The organism is Pseudomonas sp. zfem005 (assembly GCF_032621735.1).
GTDB lineage: Bacteria > Pseudomonadota > Gammaproteobacteria > Pseudomonadales > Pseudomonadaceae > Metapseudomonas > Metapseudomonas solani.
This window is the reverse complement of record NZ_JAVYJE010000002.1, coordinates 448,513-466,694: the sequence shown is the minus strand read 5'-3', so window position 1 is coordinate 466,694 and position 18,182 is coordinate 448,513. Positions and strand designations below refer to the sequence as shown.

At 66.9% G+C, this 18,182-nt stretch carries 17 protein-coding genes; 9 read left to right on the top strand and 8 right to left on the bottom strand.

Features of this window, described 5'->3' with window-relative positions:
• Nucleotides 1-724: 724 nt before the first annotated feature.
• Entirely contained in the window at nucleotides 725-1,096 is a 372-nt protein-coding gene (locus RTW82_RS06165; protein WP_052351372.1) for a hypothetical protein, read from the bottom strand.
• A 113-nt stretch (nucleotides 1,097-1,209) separates the two neighbouring features.
• On the opposite strand from RTW82_RS06165, the gene RTW82_RS06160 reads away from it, so the two are divergent.
• A complete protein-coding gene (locus RTW82_RS06160) occupies nucleotides 1,210-1,407 on the top strand; it encodes a heavy-metal-associated domain-containing protein (RefSeq protein ID WP_316924555.1) in 198 nt (65 codons plus the stop codon).
• A gap of 7 nt (nucleotides 1,408-1,414) precedes the next feature.
• Here RTW82_RS06160 and RTW82_RS06155 read toward each other — a convergent pair whose 3' ends face one another.
• Nucleotides 1,415-2,044 carry a TetR family transcriptional regulator gene (locus tag RTW82_RS06155; protein WP_021217166.1) on the bottom strand — a complete coding sequence of 210 codons (630 nt, stop codon included), beginning with the start codon at nucleotides 2,042-2,044 and terminating at the stop codon, nucleotides 1,415-1,417.
• Between the two features lie 157 nt (nucleotides 2,045-2,201).
• On the opposite strand from RTW82_RS06155, the gene RTW82_RS06150 reads away from it, so the two are divergent.
• The 3 genes from RTW82_RS06150 to RTW82_RS06140 all read left to right on the top strand — a co-directional run bounded on the left by RTW82_RS06150 (nucleotide 2,202) and on the right by RTW82_RS06140 (nucleotide 7,811).
• On the top strand, nucleotides 2,202-3,380 hold the full coding sequence (locus RTW82_RS06150; protein ID WP_410478758.1) for an efflux RND transporter periplasmic adaptor subunit: 1,179 nt from the start codon (nucleotides 2,202-2,204) through the stop codon (nucleotides 3,378-3,380).
• Between the two features lie 12 nt (nucleotides 3,381-3,392).
• The gene (locus RTW82_RS06145) at nucleotides 3,393-6,521 is read left to right on the top strand and encodes an efflux RND transporter permease subunit (RefSeq protein WP_316924554.1); all 3,129 of its coding nucleotides are present in this window, start codon (nucleotides 3,393-3,395) and stop codon (nucleotides 6,519-6,521) included.
• 99 nt (nucleotides 6,522-6,620) lie between these two features.
• Complete coding sequence (locus RTW82_RS06140; RefSeq protein WP_316924553.1) at nucleotides 6,621-7,811, top strand: multidrug effflux MFS transporter; 1,191 nt, start codon at nucleotides 6,621-6,623, stop codon at nucleotides 7,809-7,811.
• On the opposite strand, the gene RTW82_RS06135 is transcribed toward RTW82_RS06140, so the two are convergent.
• The 3 genes from RTW82_RS06135 to RTW82_RS06125 all read right to left on the bottom strand — a co-directional run bounded on the left by RTW82_RS06135 (nucleotide 7,808) and on the right by RTW82_RS06125 (nucleotide 9,709).
• Nucleotides 7,808-7,987 carry a hypothetical protein gene (locus RTW82_RS06135; RefSeq protein ID WP_021217162.1) on the bottom strand — a complete coding sequence of 60 codons (180 nt, stop codon included), beginning with the start codon at nucleotides 7,985-7,987 and terminating at the stop codon, nucleotides 7,808-7,810. The two genes, RTW82_RS06140 and RTW82_RS06135, sit on opposite strands and share 4 nt — an antisense overlap.
• 399 nt (nucleotides 7,988-8,386) lie before the next feature.
• Nucleotides 8,387-9,400 (bottom strand): zinc-binding alcohol dehydrogenase family protein, encoded by a 1,014-nt coding sequence (locus RTW82_RS06130; protein WP_316924552.1) that lies wholly within the window; start codon nucleotides 9,398-9,400, stop codon nucleotides 8,387-8,389.
• Between the two features lie 15 nt (nucleotides 9,401-9,415).
• Complete coding sequence (locus RTW82_RS06125; RefSeq protein ID WP_021216798.1) at nucleotides 9,416-9,709, bottom strand: putative quinol monooxygenase; 294 nt, start codon at nucleotides 9,707-9,709, stop codon at nucleotides 9,416-9,418.
• Between the two features lie 96 nt (nucleotides 9,710-9,805).
• On the opposite strand from RTW82_RS06125, the gene RTW82_RS06120 reads away from it, so the two are divergent.
• The 3 genes from RTW82_RS06120 (at nucleotide 9,806) to RTW82_RS06110 (ending at nucleotide 14,227) form a co-directional block, all read left to right on the top strand.
• Nucleotides 9,806-10,741 carry a LysR family transcriptional regulator gene (locus tag RTW82_RS06120; protein ID WP_316924551.1) on the top strand — a complete coding sequence of 312 codons (936 nt, stop codon included), beginning with the start codon at nucleotides 9,806-9,808 and terminating at the stop codon, nucleotides 10,739-10,741.
• 81 nt (nucleotides 10,742-10,822) lie between these two features.
• Nucleotides 10,823-13,438 carry a PAS domain S-box protein gene (locus tag RTW82_RS06115; RefSeq protein WP_316924550.1) on the top strand — a complete coding sequence of 872 codons (2,616 nt, stop codon included), beginning with the start codon at nucleotides 10,823-10,825 and terminating at the stop codon, nucleotides 13,436-13,438.
• A gap of 135 nt (nucleotides 13,439-13,573) precedes the next feature.
• Nucleotides 13,574-14,227 (top strand): 7-cyano-7-deazaguanine/7-aminomethyl-7-deazaguanine transporter, encoded by a 654-nt coding sequence (locus tag RTW82_RS06110; protein WP_316924549.1) that lies wholly within the window; start codon nucleotides 13,574-13,576, stop codon nucleotides 14,225-14,227.
• A gap of 185 nt (nucleotides 14,228-14,412) precedes the next feature.
• On the opposite strand, the gene RTW82_RS06105 is transcribed toward RTW82_RS06110, so the two are convergent.
• Nucleotides 14,413-14,913: a hypothetical protein gene (locus RTW82_RS06105; protein ID WP_316924548.1), complete on the bottom strand. Its 501-nt coding sequence runs from the start codon at nucleotides 14,911-14,913 to the stop codon at nucleotides 14,413-14,415.
• 63 nt (nucleotides 14,914-14,976) lie between these two features.
• Nucleotides 14,977-15,714 carry a transcriptional regulator gene (locus RTW82_RS06100; RefSeq protein ID WP_316924547.1) on the bottom strand — a complete coding sequence of 246 codons (738 nt, stop codon included), beginning with the start codon at nucleotides 15,712-15,714 and terminating at the stop codon, nucleotides 14,977-14,979.
• 295 nt (nucleotides 15,715-16,009) lie between these two features.
• Between RTW82_RS06100 and RTW82_RS06095 the strand changes: the two genes are divergently transcribed.
• On the top strand, nucleotides 16,010-16,969 hold the full coding sequence (locus tag RTW82_RS06095) for a zinc-binding alcohol dehydrogenase family protein (protein WP_316924546.1): 960 nt from the start codon (nucleotides 16,010-16,012) through the stop codon (nucleotides 16,967-16,969).
• A gap of 223 nt (nucleotides 16,970-17,192) precedes the next feature.
• The gene (gene ycaC, locus RTW82_RS06090) at nucleotides 17,193-17,822 is read left to right on the top strand and encodes an isochorismate family cysteine hydrolase YcaC (RefSeq protein WP_265168064.1); all 630 of its coding nucleotides are present in this window, start codon (nucleotides 17,193-17,195) and stop codon (nucleotides 17,820-17,822) included.
• A 67-nt stretch (nucleotides 17,823-17,889) separates the two neighbouring features.
• Here the strand turns inward: ycaC and RTW82_RS06085 are convergent, their stop codons facing one another.
• Entirely contained in the window at nucleotides 17,890-18,162 is a 273-nt protein-coding gene (locus tag RTW82_RS06085; RefSeq protein ID WP_316924545.1) for a helix-turn-helix transcriptional regulator, read from the bottom strand.
• Nucleotides 18,163-18,182: the final 20 nt, after the last annotated feature.

Below are 18,182 nucleotides of genomic sequence, written 5' to 3'. Positions count from 1 at the left end.
ATTCCTCCTGGGTTGCCCATAGGATCGACCTTGACACGAGGGCAAGGTCAAGCGGCGAGTTGTCGCAGCGCTCCCTCTGTAGGGGCGAATTCATTGGCTCTGTCTGCGTTAGCTGTTGTGGTTTTAATGCAGGCGCTCAAGCACGGTGCTTTCCGGGCGCCCAAGGGTTGGTGCCAGCTCCACCGCATGGGTTTCGCTTCGCTCTACGCCATCCTACGAAAGCCGCCGCCACGTGCACGTTGGTTTGGTGCGCACATCAATGTGTGGATTTGAGCGAAGAAAGTTGGAGCAGCCGCCAACGCCCCTCCAGGAGGCCGAACGCAGTCGTTGCGCCGGGGGACGAGCGGCATGGATGCCGCGAGAGGCGCGCCAGGCCATGGATGGCCCATCGCGCCGGCCCCCAGAGCAACGATGGAGTGAGGGAACCACGGCGAAGCCGGGGCCGGATGATGGGGCAAGCCCTTTTGGTTTCTTTTGGGTGGTTCGGCACCCCGACGACTGCCAAAAGAGACTCGCCCGGGGGGGCGAAACCAGAAACATCACCAGAGCTCGGCAATCAGCTGGGCTCAATTCTTCTAGCAACACTTAACGCAGACAGAGCCAATTCATTCGCCCGGCGATCTCCCCATGAGCACATGCTTTTTGGTGGAAGCGGATTCACCCGTAATGGCCCGGCACCGCCGCATCGGGTAGCCCGGGCTTCAGCCCGGGACCGGGGCCTGGTTCAGGGATTGGACAGCGCTGGCGTCAGGTACAGGCCGGAGGTGTTCATCGCCAGGCGGTATTTGCGCACCTCGCCGGCTTCCAGGCTGATGGACTGCTGGCGCTGTTGCTCGATGCCGGGCTTGCAGCGGCCGGGGCCGAGCAGGCCGAGGCGGATGGAAACCGGGCCCGGTTGCAGGTTGACGGCGATGCTCTCGCCCTGCACCAGGCGCGCGGCGAGCTGGTCCTGCAGGTACAGGCCGACGTCGCAGCTGGTGGGCAGCTCGACCCGTTCGCGGGTGACGATCAGCACGCTGTAGTCGATGGGGGATTGCGCGCTGGCGGGGCCGGCGAGGGTGAGCAGGGCGAGCAGGCAGAAACGGCTGGGGGACATGGCGGCGACTCCGGAACGGCATGGCTTGAGTGTAGGGGATCACGGCCCGCTTGACCTTGCCACCGTGGCAAGCCCGAGACTGATTCCAGACCCATCAACTCAGGAGTTGAACCATGCAGATTCTCAAGGTAAGCGGCATGTCCTGCGGCCACTGCGTCCGCGCCATCACCCAGTCGCTGCAGGCCCGGGACCTGGCGGCGGAAGTCCAGGTGGACCTGGGCGCCGGCGAGGTGCGGGTGGCCAGCCGGCTGTCCCTGGACGAGGTCCTGGCGGCGATCCGCGAGGAGGGCTACCAGGCCGCGGCGGCCTGACCCGTCCTCAGGCGCCCTGGTCCCAGTCGCGGAACATGCCGCGGAACAGTGTGCCGACCAGGATGCCGGCCTCGCGCTGTGGATCGAACAGTTCGGGGTCGCGCGTCCAGTCGGTGAACAGCCCGATCACCTGCGCGTGCAACGCGCGCGAGGCCAGGCGTGGGGTGAGGCCGTCCATCAGCCGCTCGACGCAGCCGGGGCGGGCGAAGAGCTCCTCGCACAGGTCGATGAACTGATTGACGAAGGCGTTGTGGCGATCCTCCGCCTCGCGCAGTTCCTCGGTGAACTCGCAGCGGTGCAGGAGGATGTTGAAGATGCGATGGCGCTGCTCGTCCAGGGCCAGGCTGGTGATGGCCTCCACGCACAGCTCCAGCAGCGACTGCAACAGGTCGCGGCCTTCGGCGCCGTGCAGGCGCTGGGCCATTTGCTCCGGGGGCAGGCGCACCTGGTTGAGCATCTCGTGGAACAGGTGGGCCTTGTTCTGGAAGTGCCAGTAAACGGCGCCACGGGTGACGCCCGCCGCCCGGGCGATCTGCTCGAGGGACGTGTGGGCGACACCGTTCTCGAGGAAGAGCACCTCGGCGGCAGCCAGGATATCGCTGCGGGTTTTCTCCGCTTCTTCTTTGGTTCTGCGCATAGCAGTTGGACGAATACTGTCTAGGCTTCTGTTCGGGGGCCAGAGTTTACCGATTTTGCAGTCGGATACTGCTTTTACAAGCGTGAATGTATGTATCCAGCCTTGACCTGTTTCCTGTTTTTGCCAATCGGGCGCTGTCATGGAATGGAGACGCACTATGCCGCTTTCACCCTCTTTCACCCTTTCGCTGCGCGTCTTCGCTTTCGGCCTGATGTCCCTGGGCACGGTCGCCGAAGCGGCGGATGCCCCGGCCAAGGCGGCGCCACCGCCACCCGAGGTGCTGGTGGAAACGGTGAAGACCGCGCCACTGCCGATGACCCTGGAATACGCCGGGCGCACCGCCGGCTACCGCGAAGTGGAAGTGCGCGCCCAGGTCAGCGGCATCCTCCAGGAGCGCACCTACCAGGAGGGCAGCAAGGTGCAGCGCGGCCAGGTGCTGTTCCGCATCGACCCGCGCACCTACCAGGCCGCCCTCGGCAGCGCCAAGGGCGCCCTGGCCCAGGAGCAGGCGCGCTACCGCCAGACCGAGCGTGACCTCAAGCGCATCCGCGAACTGCAGAAGAAGGGCTTCGCCAGCGAGAGCGAGCTGGACAATGCCGTCTCCAACTACGAGCAGAGCAAGGCCAACGTGCAGGCCGCCGAAGCCAACGTGCAGGCCAAGCAGATCGACCTCGACTACACCACGGTGAAGGCGCCCATCACCGGCATGACCAGCAAGGAGACCCGTTCCGAGGGCAGCCTGGTGGTGGCCGGTGATCCCAATTCCAGCCTGCTTACCCAGCTCACCCAGCTCGACCCCATCTACGTCAACTTCGGCTACCCGGACACCGAAGCCGAGCGCATCCGCGAGGACGTGCAGACCGGCAAGCTGACCCTACCCGAGGGCGGCAAGATGGCCGCCGTGCTCAAGTTCGGCGATGGCTCCACCTACCCGCTGGAGGGCCGCGTCGACTTCACCGACAGCTTCGTCAACACCGGCACCGGCACCGTCAGTGCCCGCGCCGTGGTGCCCAACCCCGAGCAGAAGCTGCTGCCCGGGCAGTTCGTGCGGGTACTGGTCAAGGGGCTGAGCCGGCCCAAGGCGATCACCGTGCCCGAGCGCGCCCTGGCCCAGGGGCCGCGCGGCACCTTCGTCTACGTGGTGGACAAGGACGGCGTGGCGCGCATGCGCGAGGTCAAGACCGGCGACACCTCCGAGGGGCGCTGGGTCATCGAGTCCGGCATCGCCGAAGGCGACCGGGTGATAGTCGAGGGCCTGCCCAAGGTCAGGCCCGATTCGCCGGTCAAGGCCGTCGAAGCGAAGGACAAGCCCGCCGACCAGCCGAAACAATCCTGAGGAGCGTCCGCCGTGATCTCACGCTTCTTCATCGACCGCCCGGTGTTCGCCGCGGTCATCTCCATCGTCATCATCCTCGGCGGCCTCGCGGCCATGCGCGCGCTGCCCATCGCCCAGTACCCGGAGATCCTGCCGCCGCAGGTCTCGGTCACCGCCAGCTACCCGGGCGCCAGCTCCCAGGTCATCGCCGAAACCGTGGCGGCGCCGCTGGAGCAGGAGATCAACGGCGTGCAGGGCATGATCTACCAGCTGTCCAACTCCGACAGCAACGGTGCCATGAGCCTGACCGTGTACTTCCAGGTGGGCACCGACCCGGACCAGGCCACCATCGACGTCAACAACAAGGTCCAGGCCGCCCTGGCCAAGTTGCCCGAGGAGGTGCGCCGGCAAGGGGTGAAGGTGGAGAAGAAATCCTCCGACATCCTCCAGGTGGTCACGCTGTTCTCCCCGGATGACTCCCGCGACCCGATCTACATCAGCAACTACGCGCTGATCAACGTGATCGACGAGCTCAAGCGCATCCCCGGCGTCGGTGACGCCAGCCAGTTCGGTTCCAAGGACTACTCCATGCGCATCTGGCTGCGGCCGGACAAGCTGGCGCAGTACGACCTGACCCCCAGCGACGTGGTCAAGGCCATCCAGGAGCAGAACTCCCAGTTCGCCGCCGGCAGCTTCGGCAAGCAGCCCCTGAACCAGCCCCAGGACTTCACCTACACCGTCACCACCAAGGGCCGTTTCACCGAACCCAAGGAGTTCGAGAGCGTCATCCTGCGCACCGACTCCACCGGCGCCAGCCTGCTGCTCAAGGACGTGGCGCGGGTGGAACTGGGCGCCCAGGACTACTCGCTGATGACCTCGCTGAACGGCCAGCAGAACGCCGCCTTCGGCATCTACCTGCAACCCGGTGCCAACGCCCTGGACACCGCCGAGGCGGTGGAGAACACCATGAAGCGCCTGGAGAAGCGCTTCCCCGACGGCATCGCCTACAAGATCCCCTACGACACCACCAAGTTCGTCAAGGTCTCCATCGAGGAGGTTATCCACACCTTCGTCGAGGCCCTGGTGCTGGTGATGCTGGTGGTCTTCATCTTCCTGCAGAACTGGCGCGCCACGCTGATCCCGGTGCTGGCCATCCCGGTGTCGCTGATCGGCACCTTCGCCGGCATGTACATGCTCGGCTTCTCCATCAACCTGCTGACCCTGTTCGGCATGGTGCTGGCCATCGGCATCGTCGTCGACGACGCCATCGTGGTGCTGGAGAACGTCGAGCGGGTGATGCGCACCGAGAAGCTCAGCCCGCGCGATGCCTCGATCAAGGCCATGGAGGAGGTCACCGGGCCCATCGTCGCCATCGTCCTGGTGCTCTGCGCGGTGTTCGTCCCGGTGGGCTTCCTCGGCGGCCTGGCGGGGCAGATGTACAAGCAGTTCGCGATCACCATCGCGGTGTCGGTGGTGATCTCCGGCATCGTCGCGCTGACCCTGTCACCGGCGCTCTGCGCCCTGCTGCTCAAGCCCACCCACGAGGAGCCGGCGGCGCCGTTCCGCTGGTTCAACCGCTTCTTCGACCGCGCCACCGACGGCTACACCGCCGGCGTGCGCTTCTTCCTCAAGCGCAGCGTCATCGGCCTGCTGCTGTTCGGCGGGATGATCGCGCTGATGGTGGTGCTGTTCGGCCGGGTGCCCGGCTCGCTGGTGCCGGATGAAGACCAGGGCTATGTGATCAACGCCTACTTCCTGCCGCCGGCCGCCTCCCTGACCCGCACCGAAGAGGTCACCAGCGCGGTGACCGAGCAACTGATGAAGCACCCGGCGGTGCAGGACGTGGTCACCTTCGCCGGTTTCGACGTGCTCACCTTCGGCACCCGCAGCAACGCCGGGGTGTCCTTCGTGCCGCTGAAGGACTGGAAGGAGCGCACCACCGATGAGCTGGACGCGCGCAACCTGCCGCCCAGCTTCATGGCCATGGGCGCCGGGCAGAAGGACGGCGTGGTGATGACCTTCAACCCGCCGCCGATCACCGGCATGAGCACCACCGGCGGCTTCGAGGCCTACATCCAGGACCGCTCCGGCGGCAGCGTCCAGCAGTTGGAAGAGACGGTCACCAAGTTCATCGGCGCCATCTCCAAGCGCCCGGAACTGGTGGGGGTGAACACCACCTTCAACGCCAACGTGCCGCAGTACTACGTCGACCTCGACCGCACCAAGGCCCGCGCCCTGGGCGTGGCGGTGAACGATGTGTTCACCGCCATGCAGTCCACCTTCGGCAGCTACTACGTCAACGACTTCACCCTCTACGGGCGCACCTGGCAGGTCAGCCTGCAGGCGGAGTCCGAGTTCCGCCGCAAGCCCGAGGACCTCAGCCAGGTCTACGTGCGCTCGGCTTCCGGCGACCTGGTGCCGCTGTCGTCCCTGGTGCGGGTGCAGCGCATCCTCGGCCCGGACTCCTACGCGCGCTTCAACGTCTACCCGGCGGCCAAGATCCTCGGCGGCCCGGCGCCGGGCTACAGCTCCGGCCAGGCCCTGGCGGCCATGCAGGAGGTGGCGGACGAGGTGCTGGGCGAGGACTACAGCATCGGCTGGATCGGCTCGGCCTACCAGGAACTGGCCACCCAGGGCTCGGGCAGCAAGGCCTTCATCTTCGGCCTGGTGCTGGTGTTCCTCATCCTCGCCGCCCAGTACGAGCGCTGGACCCTGCCCATCGCCGTGGTCACCGCGGTGCCCTTCGCGGTATTCGGCGCCATCCTTGCGGTGTGGATGCGCGGGCTGTCCAACGACGTGTACTTCCAGGTGGGGCTGGTGACGCTGATCGGCCTGGCGGCGAAGAACGCCATCCTCATCATCGAGTTCGCCGTGCTCTGCCGCGAGGAGGGCAAGGGCATCTTCGAGTCCTCGCTGGAGGCGGCCAAGCTGCGCTTCCGCCCCATCGTCATGACCTCGCTGGCCTTCATCCTCGGCTGCGTGCCCCTGGCCATCAGCACCGGTGCGGGCTCGGCGAGCCGACATTCGATCGGTACCGGGGTGATTGGCGGTATGCTTGCCGCCACTTTGCTGGCAACCTTCCTCATCCCGATGTTCTATCTGCTGGTGGAATCCGCCGCCGACAAGCTGGGGCGCAAGAAGAAGGCGCCGGCGGCCGAGTGACGCGCCCGCCTCGCTGAACATCGAACCGCGCGATCGCTCCACGGTCTTTTGCAGTCCACGGCGCCGCCCTCGGGGCGGCGCCCTGTTTTCAGGTGAACCATGAATTTCCGCATCCTGCTGATCCTCGGGTCGCTCAGTGCCTTCGGCCCCATGGCCATCGACTTCTACCTGCCGAGCTTCCCGGCACTGGCCCAGGCCTTCTCCACTGACGTCGAGCACGTGCAGCTGAGCCTGGCGTCCTATTTCATCGGCCTGGCCATTGGGCAGCTGCTCTACGGCCCCATCGCCGACCGCTTCGGCCGGCGCATCCCGCTGCTGGTGGGGGTGAGCCTGTTCACCCTGGCCTCGGTGGCCTGCGCCCTGGCGCCGAGCCTGGAATGGCTGATCGGCGCGCGTTTCGTCCAGGCCCTGGGCGGTTGCGCGGGGATGGTGGTGTCACGGGCGGTGGTGCGCGACCTCTGCGACCCCATCACCTCGGCCAAGGTGTTCTCGCAACTGATGCTGGTGATGGGCCTGGCGCCGATCCTCGCGCCCCTGGGCGGCGGCCTGCTGCTGGACCTGTTCGGCTGGCCGTCGATCTTCTTCGGGCTGACTCTGTTCAGCGCCCTGGTGCTGACCGGCGTCTACCTCTGGCTGCCGGAAACCCTCACCAGCGGCGACGAGCGCCCGCCGTTGCGCGGCGCCCTGGGCCAGTACAAGCGCCTGCTGGGGGATGGGGTGTTCATCGGCTACGCCATGACCGGCGGGCTGTCCATGGCCGGCATGTTCGCTTACATCGCCGGCTCGCCCTTCGTCTTCATCGAGCTCTACGGCGTGCCGGCGGAGCACTACGGCTGGCTGTTCGGCGGCAACGCCCTGGGCTTCATCCTGGTGGCCCAGGTCAACGCCTGGTTGATGCGCTTCGGCGGGCCGGCCTACTGGATGCGGCGGGTGGTGTGGTTGTACCTGGCGTGCGCGCTGGCGCTGCTGGCGGTGGCCCACGCGCATACCGAGGCGCTGTGGCCATTGCTGGTGCCGCTGTTCGGCTGCATCGCCAGCCTCGGCATCATCATCCCCAACGCTTCGGCCAGCGCCATGGCCGGCCAGGGCCGCCATGCCGGCAGCGCCTCGGCGCTGATGGGCAGCCTGCAATTCAGCGTGGCGGCGGGTGCCGCCGCGCTGGTGGGGGTGTTGCACGATGGATCGGCGATGCCGATGGCGATGGTGATCTGCCTGTGCGGCGTCGGTGCCGTGTGTGCGTCGCTGGTCACCTGGCGGCTGACCCGGGGCCAGCCGTCGGTGCTCGGCTAGCCCGCAGCCCGCTGTTTCAGCTCGGGCAGCACGTGCGGCGCCTTGAGCCGCGCCTCCAGCGTGGCAACGAAGCGTTGCGCCTCGGCCTCGCTGCGGAAGCTCACCGCGTGCTGGTCCATGCAGACCTGCCAACTGTTGCCCTGGGTGGTACGGAGTGGTCGGACTATGACGTTCATGGTGCCCTCTCCCTGAGAAAGTGAGCCCCCAGTGTAGACCCGGGTAGATGACAGAAAATGACCCGGATCAAATTGCCGACTGGTGGTGGACGACCGTTCGGCGGAGGGCGCTGGGCCGCTTCCTGTGGCTCAGCTGTCGCCAGGCTTGTCGCTCGTCATCGTCGTTCTGCAGGTGGCGTTTGCTGCCCCGCCTTCATTGCTCGATGGTCATGGCGAGGTGCGCATCGGCTTGCTCGGTGCGCGCGGCACACCCTACGGGCGGACACTGGCGTTTGAAGGGTGGCTCGGCGCTTCTGTAGGGGCGACTTCAGTCGCCAAGCGGCGCGCAGCGCCGCCGGTGGGAGCGAATTCATTCGCGATGGGGCGCCCAGGTGGACACCCCATCGGCAGGCGACGCTCTCAGAACCCCTCGAGCACGATCTTGCCCTTGGCCTTGCCGCTTTCCAGCAGCGCGTGGGCGCGCTTGAGGTTGGCGGCGTCGATGCGGCCGAAGTGTTCGCCGAAGGTGGTCTTCAGCACGCCGGCGTCGATCAGCTCGCTGACGCGGTTGAGCAGCCTGTGCTGTTCGATCATGTCGGCGGTCTCGAACATCGAGCGGGTGTACATGAACTCCCAGTGCAGCGAGATGCTCTTGCGCTTGAGCTTGAGCACGTCGAGGCCGGCCGGGTCGTCGATCAGCGCCAGCTTGCCCTGGGGCGCCAGGGCTTCCACCAGCTGTTCCAGGTGCTGGTCGGTCTGGGTCAGGCTGGCGACGTGGGTGACGCTGTCGAGGCCGATGCGCTTGAGTTCGGCGGCCAGGGGCTGGCTGTGGTCGATCACGTGGTGGGCGCCCAGCTCGCGGACCCAGGCCTGGGTTTCCGGCCGCGAGGCGGTGCCGATCACGGTCAGGCCGGTGAGCTGGCGGGCCAGCTGCACGAGGATGGAGCCGACACCGCCGGCGGCGCCGACGATGAGCAGGCTCTGGCCCTGGTCGGCCTTGCCTTCGGCGATGCCCAGGCGGTCGAACAGCAGCTCCCAGGCGGTGATGGCGGTCAGCGGCAGGGCGGCGGACTTGGCGAAGTCCAGGCTCCGGGGGCGCTTGCCGACGATGCGCTCGTCAACGAGGTGCAGCTCGGCGTTGCCGCCCGGGCGGGTCAGGGCGCCGGCGTAGAACACCTCGTCGCCCGCCTGGAACAGGGTCACGTCGCTGCCCACGGCCTTGACCACGCCGGCCACGTCCCAGCCCAGCACCTTGGCCTGGCCGTTCTCCGGCTGCACGTTGCGGCGGATCTTGGTGTCCACCGGGTTCACCGAAATGGCGCGGACCTCCACCAGCAGGTCACGGGCGCCCGGGGTGGGGGCGGGCAGTTCGACGTCCTGCAGCGCATCGACGTGGTCGATGGGCAGGGACTGGTAATAGGCAACGGCTTTCATCGTGGGCTCCTGGGTTCAGGCGAGGCGATCGAGAAGGGTGAGGGTGACGCCCTTGAGGCGGCTGCCATGGGCATCGCCGAAATGGCGGTAATGGGCGGTGGCCTTATGGGCCTCCAGGGCGGCGTCGTCGCGCCAGGTTTCCAGCATGACGAAGCGCAGCGCGTCGGCGCGGTCGCGGTGCAGGTCGTACTGCAGGCAGCCGGGTTCGCTGCGGCTGGCGGCCACCAGCTCGCGCAGGGCGGCTTCCACCGCCTCGGCCTGGCCGGGGAGGGCATCGATATGGGCGATCAGGTGGAGCGAGGGGGTCATGGCGGCTTCTCCGGGGTCGATGGCGCATAGGTTGAGCCATTTCGCGGCGAAGAAAAATCAGCTAGAAGACGACAGTCTTTCAAAGGATTTTTGAAAATGCTGCGCCTCGACGACCTCACCGTCTTCGTCCGTACCGCCGACCGTGGCAGCCTTTCCGCCGCCGCCCGCGAGCTGGAGATCTCCCCGGCCGTGGCCAGTGCCGCCCTCAAGCGCCTGGAGCAGCGCCTCGACGCCCGCCTGTTCGCCCGCTCCACCCGCAGCCTGCGCCTGACCGCCGAGGGCGAGCAGTACCTGGTGCACGCCCGCGCCGCATTGCAGAGCCTGGACGAGGGCCGCCAGCAGCTGGCCGGCGGCAAGAGCGACATCGGCGGGCTGCTGCAGCTCTCGGCGCCCTCGGATTTCGGCCGCAACGTGCTGCTGCCCTGGCTGGACGAATTCCAGGCCGAGCACCCGCGCCTCAGCGTGCGCCTGTTCCTCAGCGACCAGGTGGCCGACCTGTTCCGCCAGCCGGTGGACATCGCCATCCGCTCCGGCGAGCCGGAGGATTCCAGCCTGGTGGCGCTGCCCCTGGCACCGGGCAATCGCCGCGTGCTCTGTGGTGCGCCGGATTACTTCGCCCGCCATGGCCGGCCGCGCACGCCGGAGGAACTGCACCGGCACAACTGCCTGCTGTACCTGCTCGGTGGCCGCGTGCATGACCAGTGGACCTTCCACGAAGGGCGCCGCAGCCAAGTGGTTACGGTGGCCGGCGACCGGGTCTGCGATGACGCCGACGTGGTGCGGCGCTGGGCGGTGGCGGGGCAGGGGCTGGTGTACAAATCCTGGCTGGACGTGGCCGCCGACGTGCGTGCCGGGCGCCTGCAGCTGGCCCTGGAGGATTACCTCGGCGAGCCCACGCCGCTGAACCTGATCTGCCCGCACCGCGCCCAGTTGAGCAAGCCGGTGAACCTGCTGCGCGAGTTCCTCCGCCAGCGCTGCGGCGAGCTGCTCCTCGGCGCACCCTGGCAGGGGGTGGCCCAGACGCCGCGCTGAGCGTCACAGCCCGCTGTTGTGCGGGGCGCGCCATTCGCTATTGTGATGGAGCGTCCCCGACGAATCGCAGACTGCCCGGAGATGAGCCGTGCTCACCAGCTGTCCAGCCCCATCCGCTTTCCGATGCGCCCGGCCTTGAGTACCGCCCCGGTCGTTCCCGGGCGCTTCGGCGCGACCCTGCTGCTGGTGTTCCTCGGCTACCTGCTGCTGGCCCTGGGCGCCGTGTGGCTAGCGCGGCAGCCGGGCACCATCGCCACCCTCTGGTACGCTAACGCCTTCGGCATCACCTTCCTCTGGGCCCAGCCGCTGCGGCGCTGGCCGGCGCTGCTAGGGGCGATGCTGGTGGCCAACATGATCGCCGGGCAGCTGATGGGCGACACCCTGGCCATGTCCGCCAGCTTCCTGCCGGCCAACACGCTGGAGATGATTCTCGCCGCCACCCTGCTGCGACGCACCGGCGTGGCGCTGAACATGAGCCGCAGCCCGTCGGCCTTCCTCCGCTTCATCCTGCTCGGGGCCATGGTGCCGCCGCTGGTCAGCTCCACCCTGGGTGCGCTGATCGTGCAGAGCATCGGCTATGCCGGCTTTGGCCGGGTTTGGCTGTCCTGGTACGAGGGCGCGGTGCTGGGCACCTTGTCGATCCTGCCGCTGACGGTGCAGTTGCAGCAGCACGGCCTGCAGTCCCTGCGCTCGCCGAAGCGCCCTAACGAACTGTTCTTCTACGTGCCGCTGGTGCTGCTGGTGACCCTGGTGGCCCTGCGCCTGCTGCCTTCGCCCTTCGTCTACCTGTCGTTGCCGCTGCTGCTGGCGGCGGTGCGGCTGCCCTTCGCCGGCACGGCGCTGCTGGTGACCCTGACCTCCTTCAGCGGCGGCCTGATGGTCGCCATGGGCGGGCTGGAGCTGCCGCCGGTAACGCCGTTGTGGCAGGAAATCACGCTCTACCTGCCGCTGCTGCTGTCGTTGCTGCCACCGTTGCTGCTGGCCGCCGCCGTGGAGCAGGGCCGGCGACGCCAGCGCGAACTGGCGGCCAGCGAGGCGCGCTTCCGCGATGCCATGGAGCACTCGGCCATCGGCATGGCCCTGGTGGGGCTGGATGGCCGCTTGCAGCGGGTCAACCGCGCCCTGTGCGAGATGCTCGGCTACTTGCCGGACGAGCTGAGCGCGCAGAGCTTCCAGGGCATCACGCATGCCGATGACCTCTCCGGCGACCTGGAACTGGTGCAGGACGCACTCGCCGGCCGTCGCGACAACTATCGGCTGGAGAAGCGCTACCTGCGCCGCGACGGCTCCGCAGTCTGGGCACTGCTGGCGGTGTCGCTGGTGCGCGATGCGGAAGGGCGGCCGCTGTACTTCATCGCGCAGATCGAAGACATCGACCGGCGCAAGCGCGCCGAGGCCGAACTGGCCGAGCTGGCCCAGCGCTATTCCCTGGCCACCGGCGCCAGCGGCGTGGGTGTCTGGGACTGGGACCTGATCAGCGACGACATGATCTGGGACGACAGCCTGTTCCGCCTCTACGGCATGCGTCCGCTGGGGCGGCCGGTGAGTTACGAGGAGTGGGCGCGCTTCGTCCACCCCGGCGATATCGACGCCATGCAACGTGAGCTACAGCGTGTGCGCGAAGGCCTGGCGCAGCTGGACGTGGAGTTCCGCGTCACCCTGCCCAATGGCGATGTCCGCGCCTTGCGTGGCCACGGCAGCCTGGCCCTGGACGCCGAGGGCAAGCCCACCCGGATGATCGGCACCAACTGGGACGTGACCCAGTTGCGCGAACTCACCGAACGCCTGAACGACGAGCGCGAGCGCCTGCAGGTGACGCTCAACTCCATCGGCGACGGGGTGATCACCACCGACCTGGACGGCCGTGTGCGCTTTCTCAACCCGGTGGCCGAACGCCTCAGCGGCTGGAGCACCGCCGCGGCCCGTGGCCAGGCCATCGAGCGCGTGCTGCCCCTGGAAAGCGAAGAGGGGCGGCCGGTGGCCAGCCCGGTGCGGCCCTGCCTGGAACTGGGCACGGTGGAAAGCATTCCCGGGCACTCGTCCCTGCGCCATGGCGCCGGTGGCCTCATCGCCCTGCGTGGCCAGGCGGCCCCGGTGCGCAGTGCCGAAGGCGAGCTGCTCGGCAGCGTGCTGGTGTTCACCGATGTCAGCGAGGCGCGGGCCATGCAGAAGCACCTGCGCTACGCCGCCACCCACGATGCCTTGACCGGGCTGCTCAACCGCCCGGCCTTCGAGGACGCCCTGGCGGAGAGCTGCCGCGAGGTGGAGCAGAACGCCGGGCACAGCGTGCTGTTCTTCATCGACCTGGACCACTTCAAGCAGGTCAACGACAACGCTGGTCACGCCGCCGGAGACGAACTGCTGCGGCGCATCTCGCGATTGATGCAGGACCTGGTGCGCAGCGGCGACCTGCTGGCGCGCCTGGGCGGCGACGAGTTCTCGATGATCCTGCGCAGCTGCCCCCTGGTCCAGGCGGAGATGCTCGCCGCGCGGCTGATCGAGCACATCCAGGCGCTGCGCTTCGAGTGGGAGGGGCAGGTCTTCCAGGTCGGCGCCAGCGTTGGCCTGGCCACCCTGCGGGCCGGCAACAGCGAGCCGGCCGAGCTGCTGCGCCAGGCCGATATCGCTTGCTACCAGGCCAAGAACGGTGGGCGCGGTCGCCTGGCGGTGTACGCCGAGGCGCTAGCGCACGGCTGAGGCCCGGCCGCCGACGAAAGCACTGGCTCGACGTCTTTTTTTGACGCGCGGGTCAAGTTAGAATGCGCGCCGTCGTGGCCATGGGGCTGCGACATGGGTTCCCTAACCCCATCGGCAAAAAGGATGTGAATCACCATGCCCGCAGCTCTTCCCACGGTCTGGCGCCCCGCGCTGACTGGCCTCATCGCCTTCCATATCCTGATCATCATCGCCAGCAACTACCTGGTGCAGCTGCCCATGACCCTGTTCGGTTGGCAGACCACCTGGGGCGCGTTCAGCTTCCCGTTCATCTTCCTCGCCACCGACCTGACCGTGCGCCTGCTCGGCAAACAGGCCGCGCGCCAGGTGATCGCCCGCGTGATGCTGCCGGCGCTGGCGGCCTCCTATGTGGTCTCCGTGCTGTTCCAGGACGCGGCCTTCCAGGGTTTCGCCGCCCTGGGCGAGTTCAACCTGTTCGTCGCCCGCATCTCCCTGGCCAGCTTCCTCGCCTACGTGCTGGGGCAGATCCTCGACATCCAGGTCTTCGACCGCCTGCGCAAGATGCGCCAGTGGTGGATCGCCCCGGTGGTCTCCACCATCGCCGGCAACCTGCTGGACACCTTCACCTTCTTCTCGGTGGCCTTCTGGCACAGCGACAACCCCTTCATGGCCGAACACTGGGTGGAGATCGCCACGGTGGACTACGGCGTCAAGCTCAGCGTCAGCCTGGTGCTGTTCGTGCCGCTCTACGGCGTGCTGCTCAACGGCATCCTGCGGGCCATCACCCCGCGCAGCGAACGCCCGGCCTAAACCCTCGCAGACACTGCGAAAACGTTCGGGTCGAGTCGAGTAGGTGATGGCTTTCGCTGCGCTCTGCTCCATCCCGCGGTGTGGTTCTGAATCTTCTGAATGCATTTTTCTTTGCTTCGGATAGAGGCACTACCGGCCATGCTTTCAGTGTTGTTGTGCGGGTGAGCGGGCCGGGCAGCCCTGGTTCATAGGGCTTCGTTGGCGCGCCTGAAGGGCCCCCGGCTCTTCTGCGGGCAGAAGATGTGCCGTGTTTCCACGGCCCAGAAGCAATCACCCAGGGGCTCCATGCGGATTCGTGAGCCGCGTTGGTTGCTGTAGAGCAGGTTGAGCATCACCTCGTCATCGTTGCCGCTGGTCTGCAGGGCATCGGTCGGGCCGCCACTCTCGACCAGCAGGCTGAGGTGGCCGATGAGGTCGCGCTCCACCCGCCCGGATGTTTCCAGCAGGCTGCGTCCGTAGCGGGTCATCGTATAAAAGCGGCCGTCGCGGAAGAGGGTCCAGTGGACGATGTCCAGCACCTGGCCACTTTCGAGCACCACCTGGCCGTTGGCGGCGTACTGGCCGTCGATCATCTGGGTCGAGTGCGTGCCATACCACAGCGAAGCTGGCGCCAGGCCCGAGGCCAGCACCGAGAGCAGCACCAGCAAATGGCGGCGGGGCCGCTGGCGAAGACGCTGAAGCGTCATTGCAGGCACCTCGCCAATTGGGCCTCGGGGACCGAGTCCACGATGTTGCGTTGCACCATCAACCTAACTGGCGCTGCGCCCATCGTGCAGACAGACGATCTCGTAGAAGTCGGCGCTGCGAAACACCAGCAAGTGAGAGGAAGCGCTGACCAACGATTGCAGGCGCGGGTTGAGCACGGCCGTGTCGCGGACCAGTTCGCGGAGCGCCTCTTCGCGCTCATCGAGGTAGGTGATGGTCAGCGTTCCCAGTTGCATGTCCTGGGTATGAAGCCGCTGCTCGGAGAGCTGGAAGCACAACAGCCCGGTGATACAGAGCCCTATGGCGATGGGGGAGCACAGGGCTATCAGCCAGGGTCGGGTCCAGTCTGGCGTCGGCTTGCCCCCGGTGGCATAGGGTGGCGTGGCAGCTATCGGCAGGAGTCGTTCTTCCTGCGTGTCACTGGTCGCAATGCCGCTCGCGGTGCTGATCAGGAATAGTGGATTGAACCTGTAACCACGCCGTGGCAGCGTCTGAATGATTTCGTGCTGCGTCTCGTCCGCGAGCACCTGGCGCAGTGTGTCGATCTGCTGGGTTAGGCTGCCCTGGCTGGCGATGCGATCTGACCAGGCATGGTTGAGCAGCGCTTCGCGCGGCACCACCTTGCCGGGCGCGTTGAGCAGCAGTTCGAGCACGCGGCTGCCGGAAACCCCGAGGTCGATGCGCTCCTCCGCGCCATTCCCGTACAGGTCCAACTGGAATCGCGAGGGGTAGAACCGGGCGTAGCGATTCGTTCGACCGGTTCTGATGGTCATGTACGGCATAGGGGGGCTCCTGTCGCCTGGTGGCGGGGCGGGCTCGCGCTCTATACGTGCAGGCTGACCCCGGGGAGAAAAGCAGGGAGAGGATAGGGGTAGCCAAGCGGGGCGGATCTGCCTGGACTGCTGTTTTGGCGTAGGAGGAATTTGCGCCAAACCTGTTGAAAGTTCTTGGCCCGGTAGGTTGCACACGAGGCCTTTCTCAGGGGCACCGCTGCTTATATTCGGCGTACGACCTGCGTGCCACCGATGGCGGGTGAGGGGTAGCATTCCGGTTTTCCAACCCGCTCCGGAGCCCGCCATGAAGGCCGCCGTCGTCCATGACTTCAACCAAGCACCGCGCTACGCCGATTTCGCCACCCCCGAGGCGGGCGAGGGGGAAGTTCGGGTGCGGGTCCGTGCAGCAGCGTTGAGCCAACTGGTGAAGGCGCAGGCTTCCGGCCGGCACTACAGCAGCGGCAAGGTGCTGCCGCTGGTGCCGGGCGTGGACGGGGTCGGGGAGCTGGAGGATGGGCGGCGGGTGTACTTCGCCTTCCCGCGCCCGCTTTACGGCGCCATGGGCCAGTACAGCGTGGTGCCTGCAGCGAACCTGGTTGAGGTGCCCGATGGGGTGGATGACGTCACTGCCGCCGCCATCGCCAACCCCGGCATGTCGTCCTGGGCGGCGCTGATCGACCGGGCGCATTTCCAGCCCGGCGAGAGCGTGCTGATCAACGGCGCCACAGGTGCCTCCGGGCGCCTGGCGATCCAGGTGGCCCGTCACCTCGGTGCTGGTCGCATCACCGTTACCGGGCGCAACGCCGACAGCCTGCGCACCCTGGGCGGCCTCGGCACCGATGCGGCCATCCCGCTGGACCTGCCGGCGGACGAGCTGAAGGCGCGCTTCCGCGAGGTCATCCAGGGCGATGGCGCCAACGTGGTGCTCGACTACCTCTGGGGCGCCTCGGCCGCCACCTTCCTCGCCGCTGCGTCCGGCCACGGCAGCCGCGAGGCCGAGCCGCGCGTGCGCTTCGTGCAGATCGGCTCGATCTCCGGCAACAGCATCGACTTCCCCGGCGCCGTGCTGCGCAGCTCCGGCCTGGAACTGATGGGCAGCGGCCTGGGCAGCCTCTCCAACGCCGGGCTGGTGCGGGTGGTCGGCCAACTGCTGGCCGCTGTACCTGCTGCGGGCCTGACCATAGACGCCGAGGCCGTGCCGCTGGCCGAGGTGGAATCCGCCTGGAACCGGGCCACGGCATCGCGGTTGGTGTTCACCCTCTGATGTGGGCTTAGAGCCCTTCCGGGCCAGCAGCCACTGCCGGCCCGTTCTCCCTTATGCCTGTGTCGTTGTCGTTCCTGAAATAGAACGCTAGAGCTGATTTTTGGAGTCTGGCGGTGAAGGGGTGCCGAATTTAATCTTTCCTCCATGCAGTCAGCCACTGCAACGAAGCGAAAGAAACCAACGCCGAACCGGCACCCAAACATCGAAAAGCGAGGAACGCACCATGACCAACTTCACCTACAACCGTCTCGACAAAGACAACGCCGCCGTCCTGCTGGTGGACCACCAGGCCGGCCTGCTCTCCCTGGTTCGCGATATCGAGCCGGACAAGTTCAAGAACAACGTCCTGGCCCTGGCCGACCTCGCCAAGTTCTTCAAGCTGCCGACCATCCTCACCACCAGCTTCGAAACCGGCCCCAACGGCCCGCTGGTTCCCGAGCTGAAAGAGCTGTTCCCGGACGCGCCCTACATCGCCCGCCCCGGCCAGATCAACGCCTGGGACAACGAAGACTTCGTCAAGGCGATCAAGGCCACCGGCAAGAAGCAGCTGATCATCGCCGGCGTGGTGACCGAGGTCTGCGTGGCCTTCCCGGCCCTCTCCGCCCTGGAGGAAGGCTTCGARGTGTTCGTGGTGACCGACGCCTCCGGCACCTTCAACGAGATGACCCGCAACGCGGCGTGGAACCGCATGAGCCAGGCCGGTGCGCAGCTGATGAACTGGTTCGGCGTGGCCTGCGAACTGCACCGCGACTGGCGCAACGATGTGGAAGGCCTGGCCGCCCTGTGCTCCAACCACATCCCGGACTACCGCAACCTGATGACCAGCTATGCGGCGTTGACTGGGAATAAGTGATGGGGTGAAGCAGGACTGAAATGAAGAGCGGGAGCCTTTTGGGGCTCCCGTTTTTTTGCTTTTGGGGTCAGTCGATATCGTTTTCCTGACGCCTGTCGAATTGATCGAGCAGCGGCTGAATCTCTCGCAAAAGCGCAAAGGGCTCCGCACCGAGGCTCTGTACGACCAGCAGGAACTCGACCACATCGAGCCGCCTTTCGCCGCGCTCGTATTTGGATACGTACGACTGAGGACGCAGCAGCTTCTCTGACAGTTGCTGCTGAGTCATACCCGACTCATTGCGCGCTGCTATGAGCAACTCGAGCAGACGTTGGTAGGGCGGGGAGTTGATGGTTTTCATGGGGTCACCGGAACGAGGGC